Source organism: Plantactinospora endophytica (genome assembly GCF_016862915.1).
In the GTDB taxonomy this organism is placed as follows: domain Bacteria; phylum Actinomycetota; class Actinomycetes; order Mycobacteriales; family Micromonosporaceae; genus Plantactinospora; species Plantactinospora endophytica.
Genome location: NZ_BONW01000016.1, coordinates 415,817 through 439,960, shown reverse-complemented (window position 1 = coordinate 439,960; position 24,144 = coordinate 415,817). Strand labels below are relative to the sequence as shown.

23 protein-coding genes are annotated in these 24,144 nt (G+C 73.3%); 8 read left to right on the top strand and 15 right to left on the bottom strand.

Annotated features, from left to right (window positions below; translation table 11 throughout):
• Positions 1 to 42: 42 nt before the first annotated feature.
• Entirely contained in the window at positions 43 to 882 is an 840-nt protein-coding gene (locus Pen02_RS17800; protein ID WP_239140897.1) for an ABC transporter permease, read from the bottom strand.
• Positions 879 to 1,880 (bottom strand): ATP-binding cassette domain-containing protein, encoded by a 1,002-nt coding sequence (locus Pen02_RS17795; RefSeq protein ID WP_203867164.1) that lies wholly within the window; start codon positions 1,878 to 1,880, stop codon positions 879 to 881. The genes Pen02_RS17800 and Pen02_RS17795 overlap by 4 nt, the downstream gene beginning before the upstream one ends.
• Before the next feature lie 188 nt (positions 1,881 to 2,068).
• Between Pen02_RS17795 and Pen02_RS17790 the strand changes: the two genes are divergently transcribed.
• From Pen02_RS17790 to Pen02_RS17770, 4 genes are all read left to right on the top strand, one after another.
• A complete protein-coding gene (locus tag Pen02_RS17790; RefSeq protein WP_203867163.1) occupies positions 2,069 to 3,085 on the top strand; it encodes a helix-turn-helix transcriptional regulator in 1,017 nt (338 codons plus the stop codon).
• 289 nt (positions 3,086 to 3,374) lie between these two features.
• Positions 3,375 to 4,028 carry a (2Fe-2S)-binding protein gene (locus tag Pen02_RS17785; RefSeq protein ID WP_203867162.1) on the top strand — a complete coding sequence of 218 codons (654 nt, stop codon included), beginning with the start codon at positions 3,375 to 3,377 and terminating at the stop codon, positions 4,026 to 4,028.
• The gene (locus tag Pen02_RS41850; protein WP_239140895.1) at positions 4,025 to 6,436 is read left to right on the top strand and encodes a xanthine dehydrogenase family protein molybdopterin-binding subunit; all 2,412 of its coding nucleotides are present in this window, start codon (positions 4,025 to 4,027) and stop codon (positions 6,434 to 6,436) included. The genes Pen02_RS17785 and Pen02_RS41850 overlap by 4 nt, the downstream gene beginning before the upstream one ends.
• A gap of 158 nt (positions 6,437 to 6,594) precedes the next feature.
• Complete coding sequence (locus Pen02_RS17770) at positions 6,595 to 7,029, top strand: hypothetical protein (protein WP_203867161.1); 435 nt, start codon at positions 6,595 to 6,597, stop codon at positions 7,027 to 7,029.
• A 124-nt stretch (positions 7,030 to 7,153) separates the two neighbouring features.
• Here the strand turns inward: Pen02_RS17770 and Pen02_RS17765 are convergent, their stop codons facing one another.
• Positions 7,154 to 8,095, bottom strand: coding sequence for an AraC family transcriptional regulator (locus Pen02_RS17765; RefSeq protein WP_203867160.1), 942 nt, complete (start codon positions 8,093 to 8,095; stop codon positions 7,154 to 7,156).
• A gap of 81 nt (positions 8,096 to 8,176) precedes the next feature.
• Between Pen02_RS17765 and Pen02_RS17760 the strand changes: the two genes are divergently transcribed.
• Complete coding sequence (locus tag Pen02_RS17760) at positions 8,177 to 9,019, top strand: Rossmann-fold NAD(P)-binding domain-containing protein (protein ID WP_203867159.1); 843 nt, start codon at positions 8,177 to 8,179, stop codon at positions 9,017 to 9,019.
• A 104-nt stretch (positions 9,020 to 9,123) separates the two neighbouring features.
• Here the strand turns inward: Pen02_RS17760 and Pen02_RS17755 are convergent, their stop codons facing one another.
• The 3 genes from Pen02_RS17755 to Pen02_RS17745 form a co-directional block, all read right to left on the bottom strand.
• Entirely contained in the window at positions 9,124 to 10,578 is a 1,455-nt protein-coding gene (locus Pen02_RS17755) for an MFS transporter (RefSeq protein WP_203867158.1), read from the bottom strand.
• A 268-nt stretch (positions 10,579 to 10,846) separates the two neighbouring features.
• Positions 10,847 to 11,638 (bottom strand): ABC transporter permease, encoded by a 792-nt coding sequence (locus tag Pen02_RS17750; RefSeq protein WP_203867157.1) that lies wholly within the window; start codon positions 11,636 to 11,638, stop codon positions 10,847 to 10,849.
• Positions 11,635 to 12,588, bottom strand: a complete 954-nt coding sequence (locus tag Pen02_RS17745) for an ATP-binding cassette domain-containing protein (RefSeq protein ID WP_203867156.1) — start codon at positions 12,586 to 12,588, stop codon at positions 11,635 to 11,637. The genes Pen02_RS17750 and Pen02_RS17745 overlap by 4 nt, the downstream gene beginning before the upstream one ends.
• A 224-nt stretch (positions 12,589 to 12,812) precedes the next feature.
• On the opposite strand from Pen02_RS17745, the gene Pen02_RS17740 reads away from it, so the two are divergent.
• Positions 12,813 to 13,670: a CPBP family intramembrane glutamic endopeptidase gene (locus Pen02_RS17740; RefSeq protein WP_203867155.1), complete on the top strand. Its 858-nt coding sequence runs from the start codon at positions 12,813 to 12,815 to the stop codon at positions 13,668 to 13,670.
• Between the two features lie 98 nt (positions 13,671 to 13,768).
• Here Pen02_RS17740 and Pen02_RS17735 read toward each other — a convergent pair whose 3' ends face one another.
• Together Pen02_RS17735 and Pen02_RS17730 are read right to left on the bottom strand one after the other, a co-directional pair.
• A complete protein-coding gene (locus tag Pen02_RS17735; RefSeq protein ID WP_203867154.1) occupies positions 13,769 to 14,224 on the bottom strand; it encodes a hypothetical protein in 456 nt (151 codons plus the stop codon).
• Complete coding sequence (locus Pen02_RS17730; RefSeq protein ID WP_203867153.1) at positions 14,221 to 14,703, bottom strand: DUF6069 family protein; 483 nt, start codon at positions 14,701 to 14,703, stop codon at positions 14,221 to 14,223. The genes Pen02_RS17735 and Pen02_RS17730 overlap by 4 nt, the downstream gene beginning before the upstream one ends.
• 109 nt (positions 14,704 to 14,812) lie before the next feature.
• On the opposite strand from Pen02_RS17730, the gene Pen02_RS17725 reads away from it, so the two are divergent.
• Both Pen02_RS17725 and Pen02_RS17720 read left to right on the top strand, forming a co-directional pair.
• Entirely contained in the window at positions 14,813 to 15,991 is a 1,179-nt protein-coding gene (locus Pen02_RS17725) for a sensor histidine kinase (protein WP_239140894.1), read from the top strand.
• Positions 15,979 to 16,647, top strand: coding sequence for a response regulator (locus Pen02_RS17720; RefSeq protein WP_372445616.1), 669 nt, complete (start codon positions 15,979 to 15,981; stop codon positions 16,645 to 16,647). The genes Pen02_RS17725 and Pen02_RS17720 overlap by 13 nt, the downstream gene beginning before the upstream one ends.
• A 165-nt stretch (positions 16,648 to 16,812) precedes the next feature.
• Here Pen02_RS17720 and Pen02_RS17715 read toward each other — a convergent pair whose 3' ends face one another.
• The 7 genes from Pen02_RS17715 to Pen02_RS17685 all read right to left on the bottom strand — a co-directional run bounded on the left by Pen02_RS17715 (position 16,813) and on the right by Pen02_RS17685 (position 24,143).
• Positions 16,813 to 17,253, bottom strand: coding sequence for a protein-tyrosine phosphatase family protein (locus tag Pen02_RS17715; protein WP_203867152.1), 441 nt, complete (start codon positions 17,251 to 17,253; stop codon positions 16,813 to 16,815).
• A gap of 91 nt (positions 17,254 to 17,344) precedes the next feature.
• Positions 17,345 to 19,438, bottom strand: a complete 2,094-nt coding sequence (locus Pen02_RS17710) for a PQQ-dependent sugar dehydrogenase (protein ID WP_203867151.1) — start codon at positions 19,436 to 19,438, stop codon at positions 17,345 to 17,347.
• 47 nt (positions 19,439 to 19,485) lie between these two features.
• Positions 19,486 to 20,451 (bottom strand): LamG-like jellyroll fold domain-containing protein, encoded by a 966-nt coding sequence (locus Pen02_RS17705; RefSeq protein WP_203867150.1) that lies wholly within the window; start codon positions 20,449 to 20,451, stop codon positions 19,486 to 19,488.
• A gap of 64 nt (positions 20,452 to 20,515) precedes the next feature.
• Positions 20,516 to 21,322, bottom strand: coding sequence for an ABC transporter ATP-binding protein (locus Pen02_RS17700; protein WP_203867149.1), 807 nt, complete (start codon positions 21,320 to 21,322; stop codon positions 20,516 to 20,518).
• Positions 21,312 to 22,142: an ABC transporter ATP-binding protein gene (locus Pen02_RS17695; RefSeq protein ID WP_203867148.1), complete on the bottom strand. Its 831-nt coding sequence runs from the start codon at positions 22,140 to 22,142 to the stop codon at positions 21,312 to 21,314. The genes Pen02_RS17700 and Pen02_RS17695 overlap by 11 nt, the downstream gene beginning before the upstream one ends.
• On the bottom strand, positions 22,139 to 23,272 hold the full coding sequence (locus Pen02_RS17690) for a branched-chain amino acid ABC transporter permease (RefSeq protein WP_239140892.1): 1,134 nt from the start codon (positions 23,270 to 23,272) through the stop codon (positions 22,139 to 22,141). The genes Pen02_RS17695 and Pen02_RS17690 overlap by 4 nt, the downstream gene beginning before the upstream one ends.
• Positions 23,256 to 24,143 carry a branched-chain amino acid ABC transporter permease gene (locus Pen02_RS17685; protein ID WP_203867147.1) on the bottom strand — a complete coding sequence of 296 codons (888 nt, stop codon included), beginning with the start codon at positions 24,141 to 24,143 and terminating at the stop codon, positions 23,256 to 23,258. Before Pen02_RS17685 ends, Pen02_RS17690 begins: the two co-directional genes overlap by 17 nt.
• Position 24,144: the final 1 nt, after the last annotated feature.

Sequence of the window (24,144 nt, the reverse complement as noted above, 5' to 3'; positions counted from 1 at the left end):
ACGGGCGGGTCAGTGCCGCCCGCCCCGGTGGCCCGTCGACGGTCAGTCGGCGCTGCGGGCCATCGCGCGTACGCCGACGGTCAGCCCGACGGCGGCGGTGACCAGGGCCGCGACCCAGCCCCAGAGCACGGTGGTGGAGCCGAGGTCACCGGCGAACAGTGCGCGCTCGGCGTCGACGAGATAGGCCAGCGGGTTGAAGTGCGCCGCCACCCGCATCCAGCCCGGGCCGGTATCCAGCGGCAGCAGCATCCCGGAGAGCAGCATCAGCGGGAAGATCAGGGTCTGCTGCACGACCCAGAACATCCAGTCCTGCTTGCGTACGGCGATCGCCAGCGCGTAGCTCAGCGCGCCCAGCCCGACGCCGAAGACCGCCAGCAACGCCAATCCGACCAGCGCGCCGACCGGGTACAGCCGGAAGCCGAACGGGATCATCACCAGTACGATGATCACCGCCTGTCCGGCCAGCGGCACCATCTCCTTCAGTGCGCGGCCGACCAGCAGCGACGGGCGGGACAGCGGGGCGACCAGCATCCGCTCGTGTGCACCGGTCTGGAACTCGAAGAGCAGGTTCGCCCCGGTGGTCGAGGTGCCGAACAGGGCGGTCATCACCAGGATCGCCGGCACGAACCACTGCCACACGCCGCCGTCGCCCAGCGTCGTACCGGCCTGGCCGCCGAGCGAGCCGACCAGCAGCGGCCCGAACAACCCGAGGAAGACCAGCGGCTGGATCATTCCGAAGATCACCGAGAACGGGTCGTGCAGCAACGGGCGCAGTTCGCGGGTCAGCACGATGCCGGTGTCCCGGAGCAGACCGAGCGGGCCGCTCCGGGTGCCCTGCGGTGCGGGGGTCGGCGACGGCGCGGTGGCGCTGATGGTGGTCACGGAACGTCCTTCCGGGTCTGCGGGTCCTGCGGTACCGGGGTCTCCTGCTCGGCCTCGCGCAGGCTGCGGCCGGTGAGGGTGAGGAACACGTCGTCGAGGGTGGGCTGATGGGCCTGGGCGGTGCCGACCCGTACCCCGGCCTCGACCGCCGCCCGGAGCAGCTCCGGCAGCGCCGCCGGCCCGTCCGCGACGTGTGCCTCGACCCGGGAGCCGTCGCACGACACGTCGCGGGCGCCGGGCAGCCGGTCGACCAGCCGGGCCAGCGGTCGGGCGTCGTCCCCGGCGGCGGTGACCACGATCCGGTCCCCGGCGAGTTTCGCCTTCAGCGCCGCCGCCGAGTCGTCGGCGATGATCTCGCCGTGGTCGACGATCACCACCCGCTCGGCCATCGAGTCCGCCTCGTCCAGGTAGTGCGTGGTGAGCACCACCGTCATCGCCGCCTCGGCGCGCATCCGCAGGATGTGGTCCCACAGGTTGGCCCGGTTCTGCGGGTCGAGCCCGGTCGAGGGCTCGTCGAGGAAGAGCAGCGGCGGCGCGTGCACCAGGCCCATCGCCACGTCGAGCCGGCGACGCTGGCCGCCGGAGAGCGCCGAGACCTTCCGGCCGGCGAGGTCGGTGAGGTCGAGGGAGTCCAGCAGGTCGTCGGCCCGCCGCCGGGCGGCGCGCCGGTCCAGGCCGTAGATCGCCCCCTGGGTACGCAGTTCGTCCCGGACCCGCTGGGTGTGCCCGGCCCCGTTGCCCTGGCCGACGTACCCGATGTGCCGGCGCACCTGGCCGGGTGCGCGTACGACGTCGTGGCCGGCGACGGTGGCGGTGCCGGAGGTCGGCGCGATCAGCGTGGTGAGCATCCGCATCGTGGTCGTCTTGCCGGCGCCGTTCGGGCCGAGCAGCGCGACCAGTTCGCCGGGCTCGATCCGCAGGCTGATGCCCCGGACGGCGTGCACGGTCTGGCTGCGGCTCACCACGAAGTCCCGGGTGAGCGAGCGGGCGTCGATCATCGGTGGCTCCCCGGTCGGCTGGGTCGGCGGGTCGGTCGAGTCCGGAGCCGGCGAGCTGCGCCGGCAGCGCGTCGCGTGCCGCCGGAAGCGTCGGGTGGCCAGGGTCGGCGGGTCGTTCGTGTCATGCCGGAAACGCTAGGCGGCATAGCGGCCACTTTCTGGCCTGAATGTCGGGCACACTTGCCGGCATGGCGAACACCAGCTCCCGGACCCTCCGCCTGCTCTCCCTCCTGCAGACCCATCGCTACTGGCCCGGCACCGAACTGGCCGACCGGCTCGGCGTCTCGGTACGCACCCTCCGCCGCGACGTCGACCGGCTGCGCGAGCTGGGCTACCCGGTCGACGCGCACCGGGGCGTCGACGGCGGCTACCAGCTCGCCCCCGGCGCCGCCCTGCCACCACTGGTGGTCGACGACGAGGAGGCGGTCGCGCTCGCCGTCGGACTACAGGCGGCGGCGCACGGTGCGGTCGCCGGCATCCAGGAGTCGTCGATCCGCGCGTTCACCAAGGTCGTCCAGGTGATGCCGGCCCGGCTGCGGCGCCGGGTCGACGCGCTGCGCGCGATGACCGTACCGGCGTTCTGGGGCGACGGCGGCGGGCCGACCGTGGAAGCCGCCGTACTCACCACCGTCGCGCAGGCCTGCCGGGACGCCGAACGCCTGCGGTTCGGCTACACCGCCCGGGACACGCAGCGCACCGAGCGGCACGTCGAGCCGTACCGGCTGGTCTCGCTCGGCCGGCGGTGGTATCTGGTCGGCTACGACCTGACCCGGCACGACTGGCGCAGCTTCCGGCTCGACCGCCTGCACGATCCGCAGGGCACCGGAGCGCGGTTCCATCCCCGGCAACTGCCGGCCGAGGACGCCGCCACGTTCGTCCGGGACGGGATCGAGAACCTGGCCATGCCGTACCGGGTGGACGTCCTGGTCCAGGCGCCGCCGGCCGTCGTCGAACAGCGGCTGGCCCGCTGGGCCACCGTCGAGTACGTCGATGAGCGGAGCTGCCGGATCGTGATGACGACCGACACGCTGGACTGGCCGGTGATGGCGCTCGGTTCGCTCGGCGCGGAGTTCGAGGTGCTCTCCCCGCCCGAACTCGTCGACCAGCTCCAGGAGTGGAGTGAACGGTTCGCCCGGGCCACCGCGACCGCCGGGCCGGGTGCGGGAGCGGGTGGCCCGACCGACGGGACCGGCGCCTCGGGTTGACGACGATTCGGTGCGGGCCATCGGGTCGCCGGAGGTTCGGCCTGGAGGACGAAGTCGTGGTGGGCGAGCGGAACGGCCGGTCCATGCCTCGCCCGGGGCGCACCTGCACCGCGCAGGCTGCCGAGACTGGTCGCCGGTACGCCACCGCGACCAGAGGACGGGCGCCCGGCGGTACGCCCACCTCGCCGAGTTGACGCCGGGTCCGGCGTAGGCGAGGCTGTGGCAGCCGATTGTGGATCTTCGACCCCGAGTGCGTGGCCGGGGCGCCTGGGATGCCGGGAAACCAAACATGGAACAGACATTCGAGTTGACCGTCAACGGCGAGCGGCGGCAGGTCGACGCCGACGGCGACAGCACGCTGCTGCACGTACTCCGGGAGGTGCTCGACCTCAGGGGTTCCCGGTTCGGCTGCGGCCTCGGCCTCTGCGGCGCCTGCTTCGTCCTGCTGGACGGCCGGCCCGCGCCCTCCTGTGACGTTCCGATGTGGTCGGTCGCGGGTCGGACGGTGACCACCGTCGAGGGGCTCGCCGACGGCGACGAGCCGCATCCGGTCCAGCGGGCCTTCCTCGACGAGCAGGCGGCGCAGTGCGGCTACTGCGTCTCCGGAATCCTGGTCAGTGCCGCCGCGTTGCTGGCCGAGCAGCCACGACCGGACGAGTCGACGGTCGCCGCCGCGCTCGACCGGCACCTCTGTCGGTGCGGCGCCCAGCGGCGGATGATCCGGGCGGTGGTCCGGGCCGGACGATCCACCGACACCGACACCGACACCGGGCCCGGCATCTGCGGTGACGGAGGCGGTGCGGCGACCGGCGTGGGCAGGGCCGGGGACGGGACGCGCGGTGACCACGGCGGCGCGACCGGCACCGCCGACGGCATGGACGGAAGCGGGACGAACGGCGCCGCGACCGGCGTGGGCGGGGCCGGAACAGGGGCGGGACGGTGAGCGTGCACCACCAGGAGGTCGCACCGGCTCCGCCGCCGCTGCCCCGAGGACTGGTCGCCAACCCCCGGCTCGGCCGCTGGGTCACGGTGCACCGGGACAACACCATCACGGTGCGGGTCGGCAAGGTGGAGTTGGGCCAGGGCATCCTGACCGCCCTCGCCCAGCTCGCCGCCGACGAACTCGACGTCGACCTCGCCGCCGTGCGGATGGCGGCGGCCAGCACCACCGAGGGGCCCGACGAGGGGCTGACCGCCGGCAGCCTGTCCGTCAGCGACTCCGGGGCGGCGGTCCGCCAGGTGTGTGCCGAGGTACGGGCGCTGTTCGTCGCCGAGGCGGTGGCGGCGTTGGCCCTCGATCCGGGTACCGTCACCGTCCGGGACGGGGTGATCGGCGACGCGTCCGGTGCGCGGCAGACGTCGTACGGCGAACTGGCCGACCGGGTCGACCTCGACCGGGCGGTGACCGGCACGGTCCGGCCCAGGCCGGTGCACGAGGCGCGCTGGTCGGGCACCAGCGTGCCCCGGCTGGACCTGCCCGACAAGGTCACCGGCCGACCCCGCTTCATCCAGGATCTCGCGCTGCCCGGACAGCTCTCCGGACGGGTGGTCCGGCCACCGTCTCCGGCGGCGACCCTGGTCGAGGTCGACACCGCCGCAGCGCGTGCGCTGCCCGGAGTGCAGGCGGTGGTCCGGGACGGCGACTTCCTCGGCGTCGTCGCCGAGGGCGAGCAGAACGCCGAACGGGCCGCCTCGGCGTTGGCCGCCGCCGCCCGCTGGCACGAGGAGCCGACTCTGCCGGACGAGGACGACATCGCCGGCTTCCTCCGGGCGGGACCGGTCGAGTCCGTCGAGGTCGCGGAGCCGGGCCGGCCGTCCCCGTCCCCGGCACCGGGGCCGGGGCCGGGGCCGGGGCCGGGGCCGGGGCCGGGGCCGGGGCCGGGGCCGGGGCCGGGGCCGGGGCCGAACGGTGTCGCGCCGGGCGGTGCATCGCCGAACGGTGCTGCGCCGGGCGGTGCGGGCGGTGCTTCGTCGGGCGGTGCCGTGCCGGGCACTGCTGCGCCGGGCGGTACGGCACCGTCGACCGTCGAGGGCGACGTGAGGGCCGACGTCGTCGGTCAGGTGGTCCGACGGTTGTCGGCGAGCTACAGCCGGCCGTTCCTGGCGCACGCGTCGATGGCGCCGAGCTGCGGCGCCGCCCGGTGGGCCGAGGACGGGTCGGCGGTCAGCGTGTGGAGCCACAGCCAGGGCATCCACGGGCTGCAACGGGCGATCGCGACGGTCCTGGAACTCGACGCGGACCGGGTCGGGGTACGGCACGTGGAGAGCGCCGGCAGCTACGGGCACAACGGCGCGGACGACGCTGCCTTCGACGCGGTACTGCTGGCCCGCGCCGTCCCCGGCCGGCCGGTGCACGTACGGTGGAGCCGCCGCGACGAGCTGACCTGGGCACCCTTCGGCTCGGCGATGGTGGCCGAGATCGAGGCCGGCGTCGACGCCACCGGAGCGGTGCTCACCTGGGACTACGACGTGTGGAGCCAGGGGCACACCGCCCGGCCCGGTTACGCCGGCAGCCCGGGGCTGCTCGCCGCCACCCACCGGGACCGGTCCGGCCCGACGCCACCGGCGGCCGATCCGCCGGCCTGGGGCGGTGGCGGGACGACCCGCAACGCCTGGCCGATCTACACCTTCCCGCAGCGGCGGATCACCGGCCACCGGGCGCTGCGGACCGCACTGCGTTCCTCCTCGCTGCGCTCCCTCGGCGCGTTCACCAACGTCTTCGCGATCGAGTCCTTCATGGACGAACTCGCGCTGGCCGCCGGGGCGGACCCGGTGGCCTACCGGCTGGCGCAGCTCGCCGATCCCCGGGCCCGGGAGGTGGTTGGCACCGCCGCCGAGCTGGGCGGCTGGGCGCGGCGCGGGACCGAGGAGAACGTCGGCCACGGCATCGGCTTCGCCCGCTACAAGGACCGTGGGGCGTACTGCGCGGTGCTGGCCGAGGTGGAGGCGGTGCACGAGGTACGGCTGCGCCGGCTGACGCTGGTCGTCGACGTGGGACGGGTGGTGAACCCCGACGGGGTACGCAACCAGATCGAGGGCGGCGCGGTGCAGGCAGCGAGTTGGACCCTGAAGGAACGGGTCCGGTTCGACAGGTGGCGGGTCACCAGCGCGGACTGGGAGAGCTATCCGATCCTGCGGTTCAGCGAGGTGCCGCAGGTGGACGTACACCTGGTGGAGCGGCCGGCGGAGCCCTCGGTCGGCGCCGGCGAGGCGGCACAGGGCCCGACGGCCGCCGCCATCGCCAACGCCGTCGCGGACGCGCTGTCGGTCCGGGTACGCGACCTGCCGATCACCAGCGAACGGATCGTGGCGAGCCTCGACCAGGTCGGTGAGCCCGGCGTCGGCCGATGACCACGGGTACGGTGCCGAGCCCCTCGCCAACCCTGATCTCCAGCGGCGTGCCGTCGGCTCGGGAAGGGCGAGAGTGCCATAGGCAAACCTTTTCCCTTGTGAATCCCTTCGCACTGCCTGTGCGACAAGCACGGAGGCTGGATCGATAGCCTTCGGTGATGCGAGGCTCGCGGGAAGACGACGGTTCGGCCGACCTCGACGACGTCGAGCGCCGACTACGGGCGATCAGGGACGATCCGGAGAAGTCGACGACGTTGCGGGAGTTGGCCCAGTACCAGCTCGAACGGGTCGCGGCGCTGCGGGCGGCACGGCACGGCACCGGTACCCCGGCGGTGACCGTGGACCGACTGGGCCCGTTCCGGTTCTCCGCGATCCCCGCCACCGGCATCGTCAGCGTCGAGATCGACCGGGGAGACGGCCTCGTCCCGCTGGTGGCGGTGGTCTCCGCCGACGAGATCCGCCGGTTGACGCCGCTGTTCCAACACGTCCGGGAGCATGCCGCGGCCGGCGAGTCGATCCGGATCGACCTGCGGGAGGCGTTCCTCGACCTGCTCGGCCACGACCCGTTCGACGGCCAACTCGACGACCGCTGACGGCCACCCCGGCCCGCCGCCGCGAGCCGCAGCCGACCCGACGACCGCTGACGGCCGCCCCGGCTCGCCGCCGCTATCCGTAGCCGACCCGACGACCGCCGACGGCCACCCCGGCTCGCCGCCGCTATCCGCGCGGGGCGCCGATCCGGTACTGGTGCGGGCTGACGCCCCGTTCCCGCTTGAAGGCGGTGCTCAGCGCGAACGGACTGCCGTAGCCGACCTGTCGGGCGACCGAGGCGACCGTACTGTCCGGCTCGCGTAGCAGGTCGGCCGCGAGCGCCAGCCGCCAGCCGGTCAGGTACGTCATCGGCGGCTCGCCGACCAGATCGGTGAACCTGCGGGACAGGCCGGCCCGGGAGACGCCGGTCGCGGCGGCCAGTGACGCGACCGTCCAGGCGTACGACGGGTTGTGGTGCAGCATCCGCAGCGCCCGCCCCACCACCGGATCGCCGTACGCCCGGAACCAGGCCGGCGCCTCGACCTCGGGGCGGGCGAACCAGGTCCGGAGCACCGCCACCAGCAGCAGGTCGAGGAGCCGGTCGAGGATCGCCTCCTGCCCGGGCTCGTCCTTGACGATCTCGTCGCCGATCAACGTCAGCAGCGGGCTGAGCCGCCCGTGCTCGGGCAGCACCAGCAGCGGCGGCAGGGCCGTGAGCAGCCGCCGGCCGATCTCGCCGTCCAACTGGTACGTGCCGGTGAGCAGCACCGTCGAGCCGTCCGGGCGGTTGCCCCAGGTGCGGACGCCCAGGTCCATCGCCTGGGCCAGGCTCTCGCCCTGGACCGTCGTACAGCGCTGGCCCGGGTGGATCACCACCTGCGGTGCGGTCCCCGGATCGTCGGCGACGGTGTACGGCTCCGGGCCACGGATGATCGCCACGTCCCCCACCCCGAGCGACCGGACGTCGCCGACGTCGGGCAGCACGACGGCGCTGCCCCGGACCATCACCACCAGCGTCAGCGGCGCCTCGTCCTGGATCCGTAGCGACCAGGGCGGTTCGAGCACCGAGCGGAGCAGGAAGGCGCCCCGGGCCCGGGGCCCGTCGAGTAGGCCGGTCAGCGCGTCCATGCCGCCAGGTTAGACGCTGGAACATGCGATTGCGATTCTGGACTATGGGAAGTCGCAGCCGAGCGGGCTTGACTCGTAGGCATGACAGAACACGAAGCCCAGACGACAGCACCGATCCTGGTCCTCGGCGGTACCGGCAAGACCGGGCGCCGGGTGGTGGAGCGACTCGCCGCGCGGAACGTACCGGTCCGGGTCGGATCCCGCTCCGGCGCGCCGCCGTTCGACTGGTGGGACCGGGCCACCTGGGCCGGCGCGCTGCACGGGGTGACCAGCGCATACCTGTCGTTCTATCCGGACGTGGCGGTGCCGGGAGCCGCCGAGACCGTACGCTCCTTCGCCGAACTCGCCGTACGCGGCGGCGTACGCCGGCTGGTCCTGCTCTCCGGCCGGGGCGAGGAGGAGGCGCAGCGGGCCGAGAAGATGGTGCAGGACTCCGGCGCGGAGTGGACGATCCTGCGGGCGAGCTGGTTCGACCAGAACTTCAGCGAGGGCCAACTGCTGGCGCCACTGCTGGACGGCGAACTGGCCCTGCCGGTCGGTGACGTCGGTGAGCCCTTCGTCGACGTCGACGACATCGCAGAGGTGGCCGAGGTGGCGCTGACCGAGGACGGACACGTCGGCCAGCTCTACGAGCTGACCGGTCCCCGGCTGCTGACCTTCGCCGAGGCGGTTGCCGAGATCGCCGAGGCGGCCGGCCGGGACATCCGGTTCCGGACGATCCCGGTCGAGCGGTACGCCGCCACGCTGGCGGAGCAGAGGTTGCCGGCGGACGTGGCGGCACTGCTGACGTACCTCTTCGTGGAGGTGCTGGACGGGCGCAACGCGCACCCGGCCGACGGGGTCCGGCGGGCGCTCGGTCGGGAGGCCCGGGACTTCCGCGACTTCGCCCGTGCCGCCGCCGCGACCGGTGTCTGGTCCGGCTGAGGCCGACCGACTCCCGGCGGGCCGCACCGGGCGGCCGTCAGCGGCTCGGCGGGGGTGGCGGGTTTCCACCGCCCCCGCCCGCCTGCCGGCCTCGGCGCGTCACGTCAGACGCGGACGGCCGGCTCCGGGCCGACGGGCACGGTTTGGCCCTCCCCCGACGCCGCCGAGTCGGCCGGTCCCTCCGCCGACACCGGCGGCTCGACCGGGCCCTCCGCCGACGCGGGCGGGTCGGCCGGTCCGTCCGCCGACGTAGGCGGGTCGGCCGGTTCTGCCGGTGGGTCGAGCGGGTGTGCCAGTTCGTCCTGCGGCATCCGGGCCAGCCCGATCGCCAGTATCGCGAGCAGGGCGGGCAGCAGGCCGGCGAGCGCGAACGTGGCGCCGAGGCCGATGCCGGTGCTGACCGGGCCGGCGACCGCCATCGACACCGGCATGAAGACCAGCGAGACGAAGAAGTCGAGGCTGGAGACCCGCCCGAGCATGTGCGGCGGCACCCGCCGCTGGAGCAGGGTGCCCCAGATGACCATCGGGGCCGAGAAGCAGATGCCGACGGCGAAGACCGCCACGGCGATCACCCAGACCTGGCCGGCGACGCCGACCACGGCCAGCGGCAGGCAGCCGAGGCCCCAGAAGAGGTTCATGACCGTCAGGTAGCGCCGGGGCATCCGGAACGCGGCCATGCCCAGCGAGCCGATCGCGCCGCCGACGCCGAACGCCGCCATCACCAGGGCGTGGTCCCCGGGGCCGCCACCCGCGCGGTCCTTGACCACGAAGGGGATCAGCACCTCGATCGGCCCCATGATCAGCAGGATGAGCACCGAGGCGTAGAGCAGCGTGGCGAGCAGCCACGGCGTACGGCCCATGTAGACGAAGCCGTCGCGCAGGTCGGTCAGGGTCGACCGGATCGGATGGGCCGCCGGTGCCGCCCGGTCGTGCCGCAGCGGCACCGGGCGCAGGGCCACCAGGAACAGCACCCCGGCGACCTCCAGCACGGTCACCACCAGCAGCGCGGCACCGGGTGACCAGGCGGCGACCAGCACGCTGGCCAACGCGGGACCGGCGGCCTGCATGATGGTGGGCCGGAGCATCCCCTCGACGCCGTTGGCCGGCAGCAGGTCCTCCGGCGACAGGATCGACGGCAGCAGCGCCGAGTATGCCGGGTAGTGGAAGCCGTTGCCGACGCCGATCAGCAGCGACACCGCCGCGAGCTGCCACAGTTGCAGCCGGTCGGTCAGGGCCAGCGCCGCGACCAGGCCGACGGTGACGCTCCGGACACCGGCCACCAGCAGCAGGATCCGGCGCTGCGGAACCCGGTCCGCCAGGACCCCGCCGAGCAGAGTGGTGGCCAGCATGCCGGCCGCCGCCGCTGCCGAGACGAACGACAGCTCGCCGGGCCCGCCGCCCATCTCGATGATCTGCCAGACCACGGCGATCATCCACACCCCGGCGGCGAACAGCGACATGGTCAGCGCGCCGGCCAGGAGCTGGTACTGCCCGCTGCGGAACGGGCGCAGCGGTCCGCGCAGCCAACCCGGGCCCTGCTCGTCTCTGCTGCCGGTCATCAGTTCGTCCCCCTCGTGTCGCGACGGCGCCCGATGATGACACGGACCTGTGACACCCGGACGGCGATGGCCCGCCGTCTCCCCCGAGCCTGCACACGCTCACCCGGCCACCCGGACCAGACCCGCGCCGTGGATTCCGACGCACCTGCTCGTCGGCACGGCGATTCCGCGTCCGGGCGGCCGGCTGGCGGCAACCACGGTCGGCTCCACCTCCGTCACCACTGGAATACCCTGTCGCTCGCCCCGGCAGCTCCCAGGTCCGGGCTGGTCAGCGTACGGAGGCGCGGTGGTACGCCGCCCGGGCCCAGAAGTAGCCGACCGTGGCGATCCCGACGCACCAGAGCACGGCGACCAGACCGCTGTTGCCGATCGGGGTGCCGGTGAGCAGCCCTCGCAGCGTCTCGGTGACCGGGGTGAACGGCTGGTACTCGGCGAACCAGCGCAGGCCGCCCGGCAGCGACTCGGTCGGTACGAACCCGCTGCCGAAGAAGGGCAGCAGCACCAGCGGCATCGGTACGTTGCTGGCGTTCTCGACGCTGCCGGACGCCATGCCGAGCGCGACGCAGAGCCAGGTGAGCGCGAGGGCGACCAGCGCGACCATGCCGACCGTACCGAGCCATTCCACCGGGCCGGCGGTCGGCCGGAAGCCGACCAGTACCGCGACGCCGAGCACGATCCCGACCGCGATCATGGTCTGCACGATGGAGCCGACGACGTGTCCGGTCAGCACCGCGGCACGGGAGATCGCCATCGTCCGGAACCGCGCGACGATCCCCTCGGTCATGTCCATCGCGACGGAGAGCGCCGCACCCTGGGCGGCGGCGGCCACCGCCATCAGGACGATGCCGGGGGTGACGTACTCGACGTACTGGGCCCGGCCGCCGGACACGCCGCCGAGGCCGGCACCGAGGGTGCCACCGAAGACGTAGACGAAGAGCAGCAGGAAGATCACTGGCATCCCGGCGAGGATCACCGTGACCGACGGATAGCGCAGCATGTGCAGCAGGTTGCGCCGCAGCATGGTCCACGAGTCGCTGGTGGTGTGGGCGAGGCTGCTCATCGTACGGTCTCCTGCTCCTGCTTGGCCTGGCCGGTGAGCGCCAGGAAGACGTCGTCGAGGTCGGGGGTGTGCACCGAGAGCGTGTCGACCTCGATCGACTCGCCGTCGAGCCGGGCCAGTAGCGCCCGCAGGTCCCGTACGCTGCCGTCGGTCGGCACCTGGAGGGCGAGCGCGTCGTCGTCCCGCACCGATCCGACCAGCCGCCGCGCGGCGGCGTCGAGGAGGAACAGGTCGGCGAAGCGCAGCCGGACGTGTCCGCCGGGGATCATCCGCTTGAGTTCGTCCGCCGTCCCCTCGGCGACCAGCCGGCCGCCGTCGAGCACGGCGATCCGGTTGGCGAGCTGGTCCGCCTCCTCCAGGTACTGCGTGGTGAGGAAGATGGTGACGCCGTCCGCCACCAGGTCGCGGACGATCCGCCACATGGTGCGCCGGCTGCGCGGGTCGAGCCCGGTGGTCGGCTCGTCGAGGAAGATGATCCGGGGCTCGCCGACCAGGGTCATCGCCAGGTCGAGGCGACGGCGCATCCCGCCGGAGTACGTCGAGACCAGCTTCCGGGCCGCGTCGACCAGGTCGAACCGGTCGAGCAGTTCGGTGACCCGGTCCCGGGCCGCGCGACGCCCGAGATGCCGCAGGTGGGCCATCAGCCGGAGGTTCTCCTCGCCGGTGAGCAGGTTGTCCACCGCCGAGAACTGACCGGTGACGCCGATCGCCGCGCGTACCCGGTCGGGGTGCCGGGTCGGGTCGTGCCCGGCGATCCGCAGTTCGCCGCCGTCGGCGGCCAGCAGGGTGGAAAGGATCTGCACCGTGGTCGTCTTGCCGGCGCCGTTCGGGCCGAGCAGGGCGAAGACCGTCCCCTCCGGCACGTCCAGGTCGATGCCGTCGAGCACGACGTGCGTACTGAACGACTTGCGCAGTCCGGTCACGGCGATCGCCGATGAGGGCGTGGTCATGTCCGCTCTTCTCTCCTGATCAGGGTGTGGGTGGGGGCACTGGGTGGCGCCATCATGGTGCCATAGTGGCACCATGATGCTGCCAAGCGCAAGCCACATTGCGCCACCCGGGGCATCCCCGCTGCTCAGGCCGTTTTCGGCCCGGCGCCATGCACCGAAGGATGTACCGCCGAATCGTCACGGCGGGCGACGGAAAGCCCGACATCGATCGACACGCTGGGACGATGCGGAAACGGATCTTCACCGGTGTCGGCCTGGCCCTGCTGCTCGTCGCCCCCGTGGCCCTGGCCCTGTTCGCCGGCCCCGACGTGCGGACCTCCGCCGACGCCGAGGCGCCGGCCAAGCCCCTGGCCGGGATCGTCGCGGCCCTCGTCGTCGGCCTGCTGCTGGTCCGGCTCGTTCCGCTCCGGCTGCCGGCCATCGCGCCGGCCGACGCCGCCGACCGGCCCGCGCTCACCCGGCAGGCGCTCGGGCTGGTCGTACTCGCCCTGCTGCTGCCCGCGCTGGTGCTCGCCGTCGACCCCGGCATCTGGTACGGGCCGATCAAGCTCGCCCTCTTCCTCGGCGGCGCGGCGCTGGTGCTGCGGATCTGGCGGACCGGCTGGCGGGGCGGCCCGACACACCGGCGCTCCCTGCCGACCCGGTGGTACCGGCTCGGACCGCTGCCCGCCCTGCTCGGCTGGGCGTACCTGCTCTACTACAGTCCGCTGGCCGGCAGCGAGGACGTCTCCGGATACCGCGAGTACGACCGGATCTACCTGCTCAGCGCCATGCTGTTCACCTTCGTCACGGCCAGCCTCACCGAGGAGATCTTCTACCGGGTGCTGTTGCAGACCCGACTGGAGGCGCTGTACGGGCGCTGGCCCGCCATCGTCGCCAGCACGATGCTCTTCGCCGTCATGCACGTACACCGGATCGGCGACGGTCCACTGTGGGAGATGGTCGCGGTGATGCTCGCCTGGAACGGCGGATTCGGGCTCCTGATGGGCTACCTGTGGGCCCGCTACCGCAACGTCTGGGCCATCGTCGCGGCACACACCGCGGTCAACTCACTCAGTCTGCTGCCGGTGGTGCTGGGTTGACCGCATCCACCCGGTGCCGCACCGGCGATGCCGCACCCGGTTGGCGCTCACCACACCGGACCCGGGCCACCTGGTACGGGGCCCGGGTCCGCAACGACTCAGCCGTTGCCGGTGGCGCCGAGGATCGCCACCGTCAACAGGATCCGCCGCCGTCGGCGGCTCAGCGTGGCGAAGCACGCCGCCAGGGCCACCAGCTCCAGCTCCGGCCAGGAGCCGGTGACCTCGACCCGGACCGGTGCGCCGGGACGCCCGGCCTGGTGCACCTCGATCCGGCCGCCCTCCCGGACCAGTACCCCACCGCCCCGGCTCGGCGACCAGCGGGCCGGTCCACCGGGTCCGGGAAGCTGGCAGCCGTCCGGGTGCAGCCGCAGTACCGGCCGTCCGCCGATCCGGGCGACCACGCCGCACCGGCGGGCATCGGTCACGTCGAGCTGGAACCCGCCGGCGCCGGTACGGATCTCGCCGCGTCGCATCGACCCGCCGGTCCGCAGCGTCGCGGAGTAGCCCTCCAGGTGGTACGCACCGGCCTTCCGGCGTAGCCGCAGCGCGGTCATCGGGCCACCGCCGGCCCACCGGAACCGCTCGCCGTCGATCGGCCCCTCCGCGGAGGCACGGTTCGGGCCGTCCAGGACAGGCCGACGACCAGCACCGCCGCCGTCACCAGGTGCAGGGCGGCCAGCCCGAGCCGCGCGTCCGCATCGACGCCACCGGCCGGACCGAGCAGCGAGACGCCGAAGGCGAGCACCGCGACGACCGTCCAGAGCAACCGTCCCCGCGAGGTGAACCGCTCCAACAGGGCCAGCAGGCCCCAGCCGGCCAGCCCGGCGAGCACGGCGGTGACCGCCACCGCGACCGGACCCACCCGGGTGAGCGTGTCGCCGCCGCCGGCCGCGAGGTCGATGCCGGCGCCGTCGCGCAGTACGAAGAAGGTGGCCTCGGCGGCGAGGAGGGTGGCGCCCACCACCCCGAGCCGGCGTACTCGGGTGCGGGTGGCGGCCGGAGGTGTGCTGTGGTCCGTACTGGTGTGTGTCATGCCGTCGAGTTTCGGAGCGGACCGGGGGCGCCGGCATCGGTCTGCCCGCACGCCGCCCTACGACTTTGGTCGGTGGCCAAGATCCCCGACCGGCTCTAGCCTGGGCCGCATGGCGCTGACCGGGACGGACTGTGGGGTCGGGGCGGCGGTGCCGCGCCCACCCCGGCTGGCCGTGCTCGGCTCCACGATCGCCATCGGTCTGCTCGTCGGCACGGTGCTGTGGTCCATGGTCGTGTCGGGGCCGGTGCCGCACCTCCGGCTCGACGTCCTGGCCGCCGTACTGGCCTGCGCGCTCGTCCCGGTGGCCATGACCTGGCCGGTCGCCGGTGGGCTGGCGCTGGCCGCGCTGGCGGCGGTCTCCCCGGTCGCGACCCCGGCGGCCACCTTCGCCGCGATCAACGCCGCCCGGCAGCGACGATTCCCGGTCGCGGTCGCGGTGGCGCTCGCCGGGGTGGCCGGGCACGCCGTGCAGGGCCGGCTGCGGCCGTTCGCCGGGCTCTCCTACGGCTGGTGGCTGCTGCTGATGGCCGCCGCCTACGCCGCGCTGCTCGGCTGGGGCACCTGGGCCCGGGCCCGGCAGGCGTTGGTGATCTCCTTGCGCGAGCGCGCCCACCGGGCCGAGGCCGAGCAGGGACGCCGGGTCGCCGAGGCCCGGATCGCCGAGCGGACCCGGATCGCCCAGGAGATGCACGACGTACTGGCGCACCGGCTCTCGCTGCTGGCCGTCTACGCGGGCGCGCTGGAATACCGCCCCGACTCGTCACCGCAACGGCTCGCGGAGGCGGCCGGGGTGATCCGTGGCGGGGTGCACCAGGCGCTGGAGGAACTCCGCGAGGTGGTCACGGTGCTCCGGCGGGAGGAACCGGGCCCCGACCCGGACAGCCCGCCCGGACCGGAACTGCGGGACGTGCCGCGCCTGGTCTCCGAGGCGCGGGAGGCCGGGCTGACCGTGTCGTTCGAGGACGGGACCGACGGCGGCATCGAGGAGGCGGCGGTGGCACCGGTGACCGGGCGGACGGCGTACCGGGTGGTGCAGGAGGCGCTGACCAACGCCCGGAAACACGCGGCGGGCCAGCCGGTACGGGTACGCCTCAGCGGCGCACCCGGCGGGACGCTGGCCGTCGACGTACGCAACCCGCTCTCGTACGAGCTGCCGGAACTGCCCGGGGCCGGCGTCGGACTGGTCGGCCTGACCGAGCGGCTGAGCCTGGCCGGCGGGCGGCTCGACCACGCGGTGGACGCGGCCGGCGAGTTCCACCTCCGGGCGGAGTTGCCGTGGCGGACCTGACCACCCCGCCCCTGCTGCGGGTGGTGATCGTCGACGACGACCCGCTGGTCCGGACCGCCCTGACGATGATGCTGGACGGGGCGCCGGGGCTCGCGGTGGTCGCCGCGCTGGCCGACGGCGACGAACTGCCGGGTGCCGTCGACCGGCACCGGGTCGACGTGGTGCTGATGGACATCCGGATGCCCCGGGTCAACGGCATCCTCGCCACCCGACGGCTGCGGGCCCGGCGCGACCCGCCCGAGGTGATCATGCTGACCACCTTCGACACCGACGACCACGTCGTACGCGCGCTGCGCGCCGGGGCGAGCGGCTTCCTGCTCAAGGACACCCCGCCGGACCGGATCGTCGACGCGATCCGGAAGGTGGCAGCCGGTGAACCGATCCTGTCGCCCGCGGTGACCCGACGGTTGATGGAGCGGGTGACCACCGGCGCCGACGCCTACGAGCGGGCCCGGTCGGCGCTGGCGTCGCTGAGCCCACGGGAGCGGGACGTCGCGCTGGCGGTCGCCCAGGGGCGGACGAACGCGGAGATCGCGGCCAGTCTCGGGATGAGCGTGGCCACCGTGAAGGCGCACCTCACGCACATCCTGACCAAGCTCGACCTGAGCAACCGTACCCAGGTCGCGATGCTCGCCCACGACGCCGGCCTGATCTGAGTCGCCGCGCCCGGCGCAGACGGACGCCGGATGCCCGCAGCCGTGGCCGGCGGTGGCCCGAGCCGACCTCGATCTCCAGCCCGGCGGACGGACCGGAACGTCGGATGCCCGGAGTGACCGGAACGCCGGATGCCCGGAGCCGGATGCCGGGGCGCGAGCCCCCGGTCAGGCCGGGACCGGGGTGAACCGGGCGACGTAGCGGCGCTGCCAGGGCGTCTCGACCGCACCCCTGGCGTAGTGCTCGCGGACGAAGGCGACCGCCCGGTCCGCCGGTACGCCGTCGAGGACGGCGAGGCAGGCCAGTGCGGTACCGGTGCGGCCCTTGCCGCCGCCGCAGGCGAACTCCACCCGCTCGTCCGCCGCCCGCTCCCAGGCCTCCCGGAGGATCGCCTGGAAACCGGAGGCGTCGCGGGGCAGCCAGAAGTCCGGCCAGTGCACCCAACGGCTCTGCCACGGCGTCTCCGGCGGGGTCCGGCCCAGCAGGTACACCCCGAACGTCGGCACCGGTCCGGACGGCAGCGGCTTACGCAGCCCGCGCCCCCGCACCAGCCGGCCGGAGGGCAGGCGCAGCACACCGGGGCCGGACGGCGTCCACGGCTCGGTCATCCCGGCAGTCTAGGCCGGTGCGGCCCGTTCCGCCGGGCCGTCGGGCCCCCTCCGGCACTGCGAAACGACCGGAGGAGGCCCGACCGGCGGGTCAGGCGGGTGTGCCGCGAACGGTCAGGCCGCGCAGCCGTCCCACGTTGTCGAACGAGCCGAAGCCGACCCGGCCCGAGGTGAACGTGGGGTCGGCGGCGGTCATCAACGGGTCCCGGGAACCGTCGAGGTAGACCGCGATCTCTCCGGTCGCCGGCCGGTGCACCAGCCGTACCCGGTGCCAGCGGTCGTCGGTGACCGCCGGGGCCGCGCCTTCGGACCGGCCGTTCCACTGGTAGTCGAGGCGTTCCCGGTCGGCGTCGTCCACCTTGAAGATGCCGTTGTGCGGGTAGATGGTGTTGTCGGTCGACAGGTGCGCGTAGTAGAACTGCGTGTCCGACTGCCAGCCGAAGACGACGATCACGTCCCGGTTGGTCTCCTCGACCGGCGTGTCGAGCCGTACCTCCGCCTCGACCTCCACCGCGCCGAACGCGGGTCCGGCGGTCAGCACCGCGTACTCGAACGGGCGGCGCGGGCCGGGGCGCTGCACGCCGGCCTCGGCGAGGATCACCTGCTTACCGGTGAACTGCCACTTCTCCGGGGTGACCGGCTGCCAGCTCGTCGGGTGCATGGTGTCCCGGACCCGGGTGGTGCCGACCGGCCCGGCGGCGTACTCCCGGGTGCCGGTCACCTTCCAGATCTTTCCGTTCGCCTTGGCCAGGACGTACAGCTCACCCTGGGCGTCGGTGCCGAACCGCAGGTCCACCCGGTTGGGGTCGCCCGGTGCGCCGGGACCGGAGAGGTCCTGCATCCGCACCGGGTTGCCGGCCGGGTCGAACAGGGCGAGCCGGTGGATCGGGGCGAGGTCGCGGCCCCGCCGCATCTGGTCGACCTCGGTGTAGAGCACCCGCCCGTCGACGAGGTCGCCGAAGACGTACTTGCCGCGCAGCGCCGGTACGTCCCGACCCCGGTAGACGAAGCCGCCGGCCACCGCGACCCCGACGTCGGAGGTGCAGTCCCAGCCCGGCGCGGGTTCGTGGTCGTACGCGGCCACCGGGTAGGTGTAGCCGAAGCCGGCGTCGTCGGGCGGCAGCGGGAAGATCCGGTCGCACGGGTTCGTCGACGTCTTGTCGAAGACGAAGGCGCCCTCGCGCTCGCTCCAGCCGAAGTTGTCCCCGGGCCGCACCTCGTAGATCGCCTCGATGGCGTGTTCGCCGATGTGCCCGAGGTACATCCGGCCGGTGGCCCGGTCCCAACTGAACCGGTGCGGGTCGCGCATCCCGACCGCGTAGATCTCGCCGAGCGCGCCGGCCCGGCCGACGAACGGGTTCGACGGCGGGATGCCGTACCGGCCGTTCGGGGCGTTGCTGCCGGCCGGGTCGATCCGGAGCAGCTTGCCGTGCGGCATCGCCAGGTTCTGCGGATCGGTGTTCCGGACCCCGACCCCGCCGTCGCCGGCGGCGATGTAGAGCAGCCCGTAGTCGGCGGTGCCGGGCCGGGCGGTCGGGTTGAAGTTGATTTCCTGGATGCCGTGCACCCGGCCGCCGAACCCGATCCGCAGCACCTCGCGGCGGGAGCCGGCGAAGGTGTCGGCCGCCGGGTCGGTGGCGGTCCACTCGGTGATGATGCCGTGGAAGACGGTGTTCGGCTGGCTGTAGTCCGGCGTCGCGGTAAACGGGGGCGACTCGGTGTGCACGGTGTAGAACCGGCCGTTGCGCCCGAAGTCAGGATGGAAGGCGACGTAGCCGAAGCCCTGGCCGAGCCCCTGACCGGAGAAGAACCGTGGGGCGAAGGTGCCGGCCACGTCGAGGTAGACGTGCGGCAGCCCGTCGCGCACCAGGTAGAGGCTGCCGTTGAGGTCGGGTACCGCCCGCCGGCCGGAGCCGTCCGGCAGCTCCATGATGGTGTTGATCCGGGCGTGTCGCATCAGGCGCTGGTCGGTCGGGGTCGGCGTCGGATTCGACTTCGGGAACGCCGCGTACTCGGTGAGGACCAGCCCGAGCCGGGACTGGATCTGCTGTTCGGGTACGGGATCGTAGACCGCGTCGGCGGCCCGGGCCGGTACGGCGGCGACCAGGCTGGAGAGGACGACGGCGGCGACGGTGAGCGAGGCGGTGGTCAGGGTTCTGCGGAGCCGACGGGTGGGTGTACGCACGCGGGGTCACTCCGTTCTCGGTACGGGAGGGGTTCGTGGGTTGGGGGTCAACGTCCTCCGGTCACGTACTGGTACTGCTTGCCGATCTGGCGTGCCGAGACGGCCCGGTCGAGGAACATCAGCGAGTCCATCCGGCAGTCGCACGGGTTCTGCTCCCGGGTGTCCTGCGGGAAACTCCCGCCGATCTTGATGCCCCGGGGGTCGGTGGCGGTGCTGCGGTGCCGCCCCGGCCCGGCGACCAGCCACGGGTCGTCGGTACGGGTGTAGAAGCCGTCGAGCGGCCGACCGTTGCGGTAGAGCGCCATGCTGCCGTCGGTGAAGTCGAAGGTGGCGGCGAGGAAGACCCACTCCCCCGGCGGCAGCAGCGTCCGCCAGTCCTCGACCGCCGCGAAGGTCTGCGACTCGCCGCCGTCCAGCCGCCGGCCGAGGGCGACCAGCCGCAGCTCGCCGTCCACGTTGATCAGTTCGAGCAGCGCCCGTACGCCGTGCCCGTCGGAGTCGCCGGTCAGCAGCCCGGCCAGCCCGATCGCGTTGTACCGGTCGGCCGGGTTCGCGCTGTTGGAGTTCGGTGCCGGCCCGTCGCCGAGCACCTTGAACCAGCCGAGCAGGCTCGCTCCGGCGGTGGCGTTGAACGCGTGCAGGCTCGGCAGCCCGGTCGGCGCGTAGACGCCGGCCTTCCAGTCGTCGTTGCCGGCCACCGCCGGATCGACCTGCCGGGTCTGTACCGCCCGACCGCTGCCCCGGTGTGCCCGGTCCGGCACCCGCATCGCGGCGCCGCCGTTGACCAGGTCGAGCGTGGTACCGGAACGGCCCAGGTCGCGTTCCCGGGCGGGATCGCTCCACAGCGGATGGTCGAAGTCATAGTGCGCGACGAGGTGGCGGCGCAGTTCCGGGTGGACGGCCCGGTGGCGGTCGCCGTGTCCATGGGCCGGTGTCGGCGTACCGGTGGTCACCAGGAGTGCGGCCAGCGCGGCAGCGGCAACGGTGACGACGGCGCGTCTGGGTCTCGACATCGCGTACACCTCTCTGTGCGTTCGCGGCGAGTGGCGCCGGGGGCGGGTGACCCGCCGCGCGGAACTATCCGGTGGTGTCGCCGGTGCCGTCGTCACCCGTCCGGTCGGTGGTGGACCGGCTGGCCGTGGCGACGGCGGTCGACGACCGGCCGGGCCGGCCGCCGAGATAGAGGTCGCCGAGCTGCGGGTCGGCCAGCAGGTCCGCCGCCGGTCCGGAGATGTGCACCCGACCGAGGTCGAGTACGCAGCCGAGGTCGGCGGTCTCCAGCGCCCGGCGGGCGTTCTGCTCGACCAGCAGCACGGCCGTACCGGCGTCGCGCATCCGGACCACCTGCTCGAACACCGTGCTGGTCGCCTTCGGGTCCAGCCCCATCGACGGCTCGTCCAGCAGCACCACCCGGGGTTCGACCATCAGCGACCGGGCGAACTCCACCTGTTTCTGCTGTCCGCCGGAGAGCAGCCCGGCGAGGGTGTCCCAGCGCTGCGCGACCACCGGGAAGACGTCCCGGACGAAGTCGGCCCGGCGGGCCAGCAGCGTCTTGTCCCGCAGGGTGTAGCCGCCGAGCATCACGTTCTCGGCCACCGTCATCTCCCGGAACACGCTGTGCCCCTGGAGCACGTGCGCCACCCCGGCGGCGAGCATCCGCTGCGGTCCCTGGCCGGTGACGTCGACCCCGTCGACGAGGATCCGGCCGGAGCGCGGCCGGAGCAGCCCGCTGGCCACCTTGAGCACGGTGGACTTTCCGGCGCCGTTGGGCCCGACGAGGCAGACGATCGAGCCGGCCTCGACCGAGACGGAGAGCCCGCGCAACACCGGTGCGGCCCGCCCGTACCCGGCCTGGACGTCGACGAGTTCCAGCTCAGACGCCAAGGTACGCCCCCAGTACCCGCTCGTCGGACCGGATCACCGACGGCGGCCCCTCGGCGATCGGCCGTCCCCGGTCGAACACCACGACGTGGTCGCTGATGCTCATCACCAGGTCCATGTTGTGCTCGACGATCACGAAGGTCCTCCCCTCGGCGTTGAGCTCGCGCACCAAGCTGCCGATCCGGTCCAGCAGGGCCGGGTTGACCCCGCCGGCCGGCTCGTCCAGCAGCACGGTCTCCGGGCCGCTCATCAGCACCCCGGCGAGTTCCAGCAGCTTCTGCTGCCCCCAGGACATGTTCCGGGCCTCGACGTCGGCGAGGTGCTCGATGCCGAGCCGGGTCAGCCAGCCCCGGGCCAGGTCCACCTCGGCGCGGCTCCGGGCGCCCCGCAGGCCGCGCCAGAGGCCGCCGGGCCGGGCCGCCGCGAGGACGTTGTCCAGGGCCGACATCCGGGGGAAGACCCGGCAGAGCTGGAAGGTACGGCCGATCCCGGCCCGGGCGATCGCGTGCGGCGCCCGACGGGTGATGTCCGCGCCCCGGTACGACGTCCGGCCGCTGTCCGGCCGGATCATCCCGGTGACACAGTTGAAGAAGGTGGTCTTGCCGGAGCCGTTCGGCCCGATAAGCGCGTTGACCAGGCCGTGCCGGAACGTCACGGTGGCCGCGTCCAGCGCCGTCACCCCACCGAACGCCTTCGTCAGCCCGGTCGTCGCCAGGCTCCCCGTGCCGTCCGCAGCCGGGGCCGCCGCGCCTTCCGTGGCCGGGTCGCTGATGGCCGGGTCGCTGGTGACCGGGGTGCCGGTCCCGCGCGTCTCGTCGCTCATGGGCCCTCCTTCCCCGAGCGGCCGTCGACGGCGCCGACCGGCAGCTCGGTCGGCGGGTCGGCAGCCCGGTCGGCGCCGGGCGGAGCGGTGTCGCGCTGCTCCCGCAGCTCGGCGGCGGTGACCTCGCGGATCGAACTCTGCGCCGGTCGCAGGAACCGGTCGGCCAGCGCGCCGACCGCCGGCAGTACGCCGTCCGGCATGAAGAGCACCACCAGGGCCAGCAGCAGTCCGGTGGCGGCCAGGTGCAGCGGCGTGTTGCCGAACTCCACCTTGAAGTACTCCAGTCCGACGCCGACGACGAGCGCGCCGACCAGCGGGCCGAAGAGCTGGCGTACGCCGCCGAGCAGCGCCATCAGCACCAGGTAGGAGCCGGTCAGGATGGAGAACTGGAAGACCGGGTCGAGGTCGCCGAACCAGAGCGCGTACAGGCCGCCGGCCAGTCCGGTGAAGCCGGCCGAGACGACGAAGACCACCAGCTTGTACGCGAACGTCGGCGTACCCAGCGACTCCGCCTTGTCCTCGTCCTCCCGGATCGCCTTCAGCCCGAGCCCGAAGCGGGACCGGTCGACCAGCCACCAGACCAGCAGCGCCAGCGCCAGCAGGGCGGCGAAGAGGTAGAAGAAGATCCGATGGTGTTCGGGCCGGAGCAGTCCCGGGAACGGGCGCGGCACGACCAGCCCGCGCGACCCGCCGGTGAGCGACGCCCAGCTCTGCGCCACCAGGAGCAGGATCAGCACCAGCGCGATCGACACGATCACGAACGAGGCACCGCGCACCCGCAGCGCCGCGTACCCGATCGGCACCGCGACGGCCGCGACCAGCAGGGTCGCCGCGGCCAGCGCGACGAAGCTCGGCAGGCCGGCCCGGACCACCAGCAGGCCGGTGGCGTAGCCGCCGAGCCCGGCCAGCGCGCCGTGCCCGAGCGAGATGTACCCGGTGAACCCGCCGACGAAGTTCCACGACGTCGACAGCACCGCGTAGTTCAGCACGACGACGCCGGCCGACAGGATGTACGGGTTCGGTGCCCAGGACGGGAAGGAGAGTACGGCGGCGGCCAGGGCCAGGATCGCGACCGCCCGCAGCGGTCCGCCGAGCCGGTGTGCCCGGGTGGGGTCAGAAGCGCTGGGCAAGGCGGCCTCCGAAGAATCCCTGCGGGCGGAACGCCAGCGTCGCGAAGAGCGCGAGATAGAAGACCGTCTGCGCCCAGGTGGTGCCGAGCGGAATCTGCAACAGGCTCTGTACCAGCCCGAGCAGCATCGCCGCGACCGCCGCCCCCGGTACGCTGCCCAGCCCGCCGACCACGATGATCGCCATCAGTGGACCGATCCAGTGCCAGTGCAGCGACGGGTAGATGGTGGTGTCCAGGGCCAGTGCCGTACCGCCGACGGCGGCGGTCGCCAACCCCACCCCGAAGCCGAACCCGGCGATCCGGTCGGTGTCGATCCCGATCAGCCGGGCGGCGTCCGGGTGCTGGATCGTCGCCCGCAGCGCCCAACCGAACCTGGTCCGCTTGAGCAGCAGATAGAGCGTCAGCAGCGCGACGGCGGCGAGCCCGAACGCGATCAGCTTGACCACCGCGATCCGGGCCCCGAACAGGCCGATGCTGGCCGAGCCGTAACCGAGTTGGATCCGGCGCTGGGTGCCGGTGAAGGCGTACCCGAGCAGCCCCTCGATCAGCACCGCGATGGCGAAGGTGAGCAGCACCGACATCATCGTGAGGGTGACCGGGCGCAGCCGGGCCAGCAGCAGCCGTTGCAGCAGCACGCCGAGGCCGAAGAAGAGCGGGATGGTGACCACCATCGACAGCAGCGGGTCGACGCCCAGCCTGGCGTGCGACCACCAGGCGAGGTAGGCGGCGAGGATGAGGAACGCCGAGTGGGCGATCATCACCACCCGCATGATGCCGAAGTAGAGCGTCAGGCCGGCTGCCAGGAGGGCGTACAGCCCACCCAGCAGCAGGCCCAGGATGACGCTCTGGAAGAGCAGGGCGCCGGACGGCATC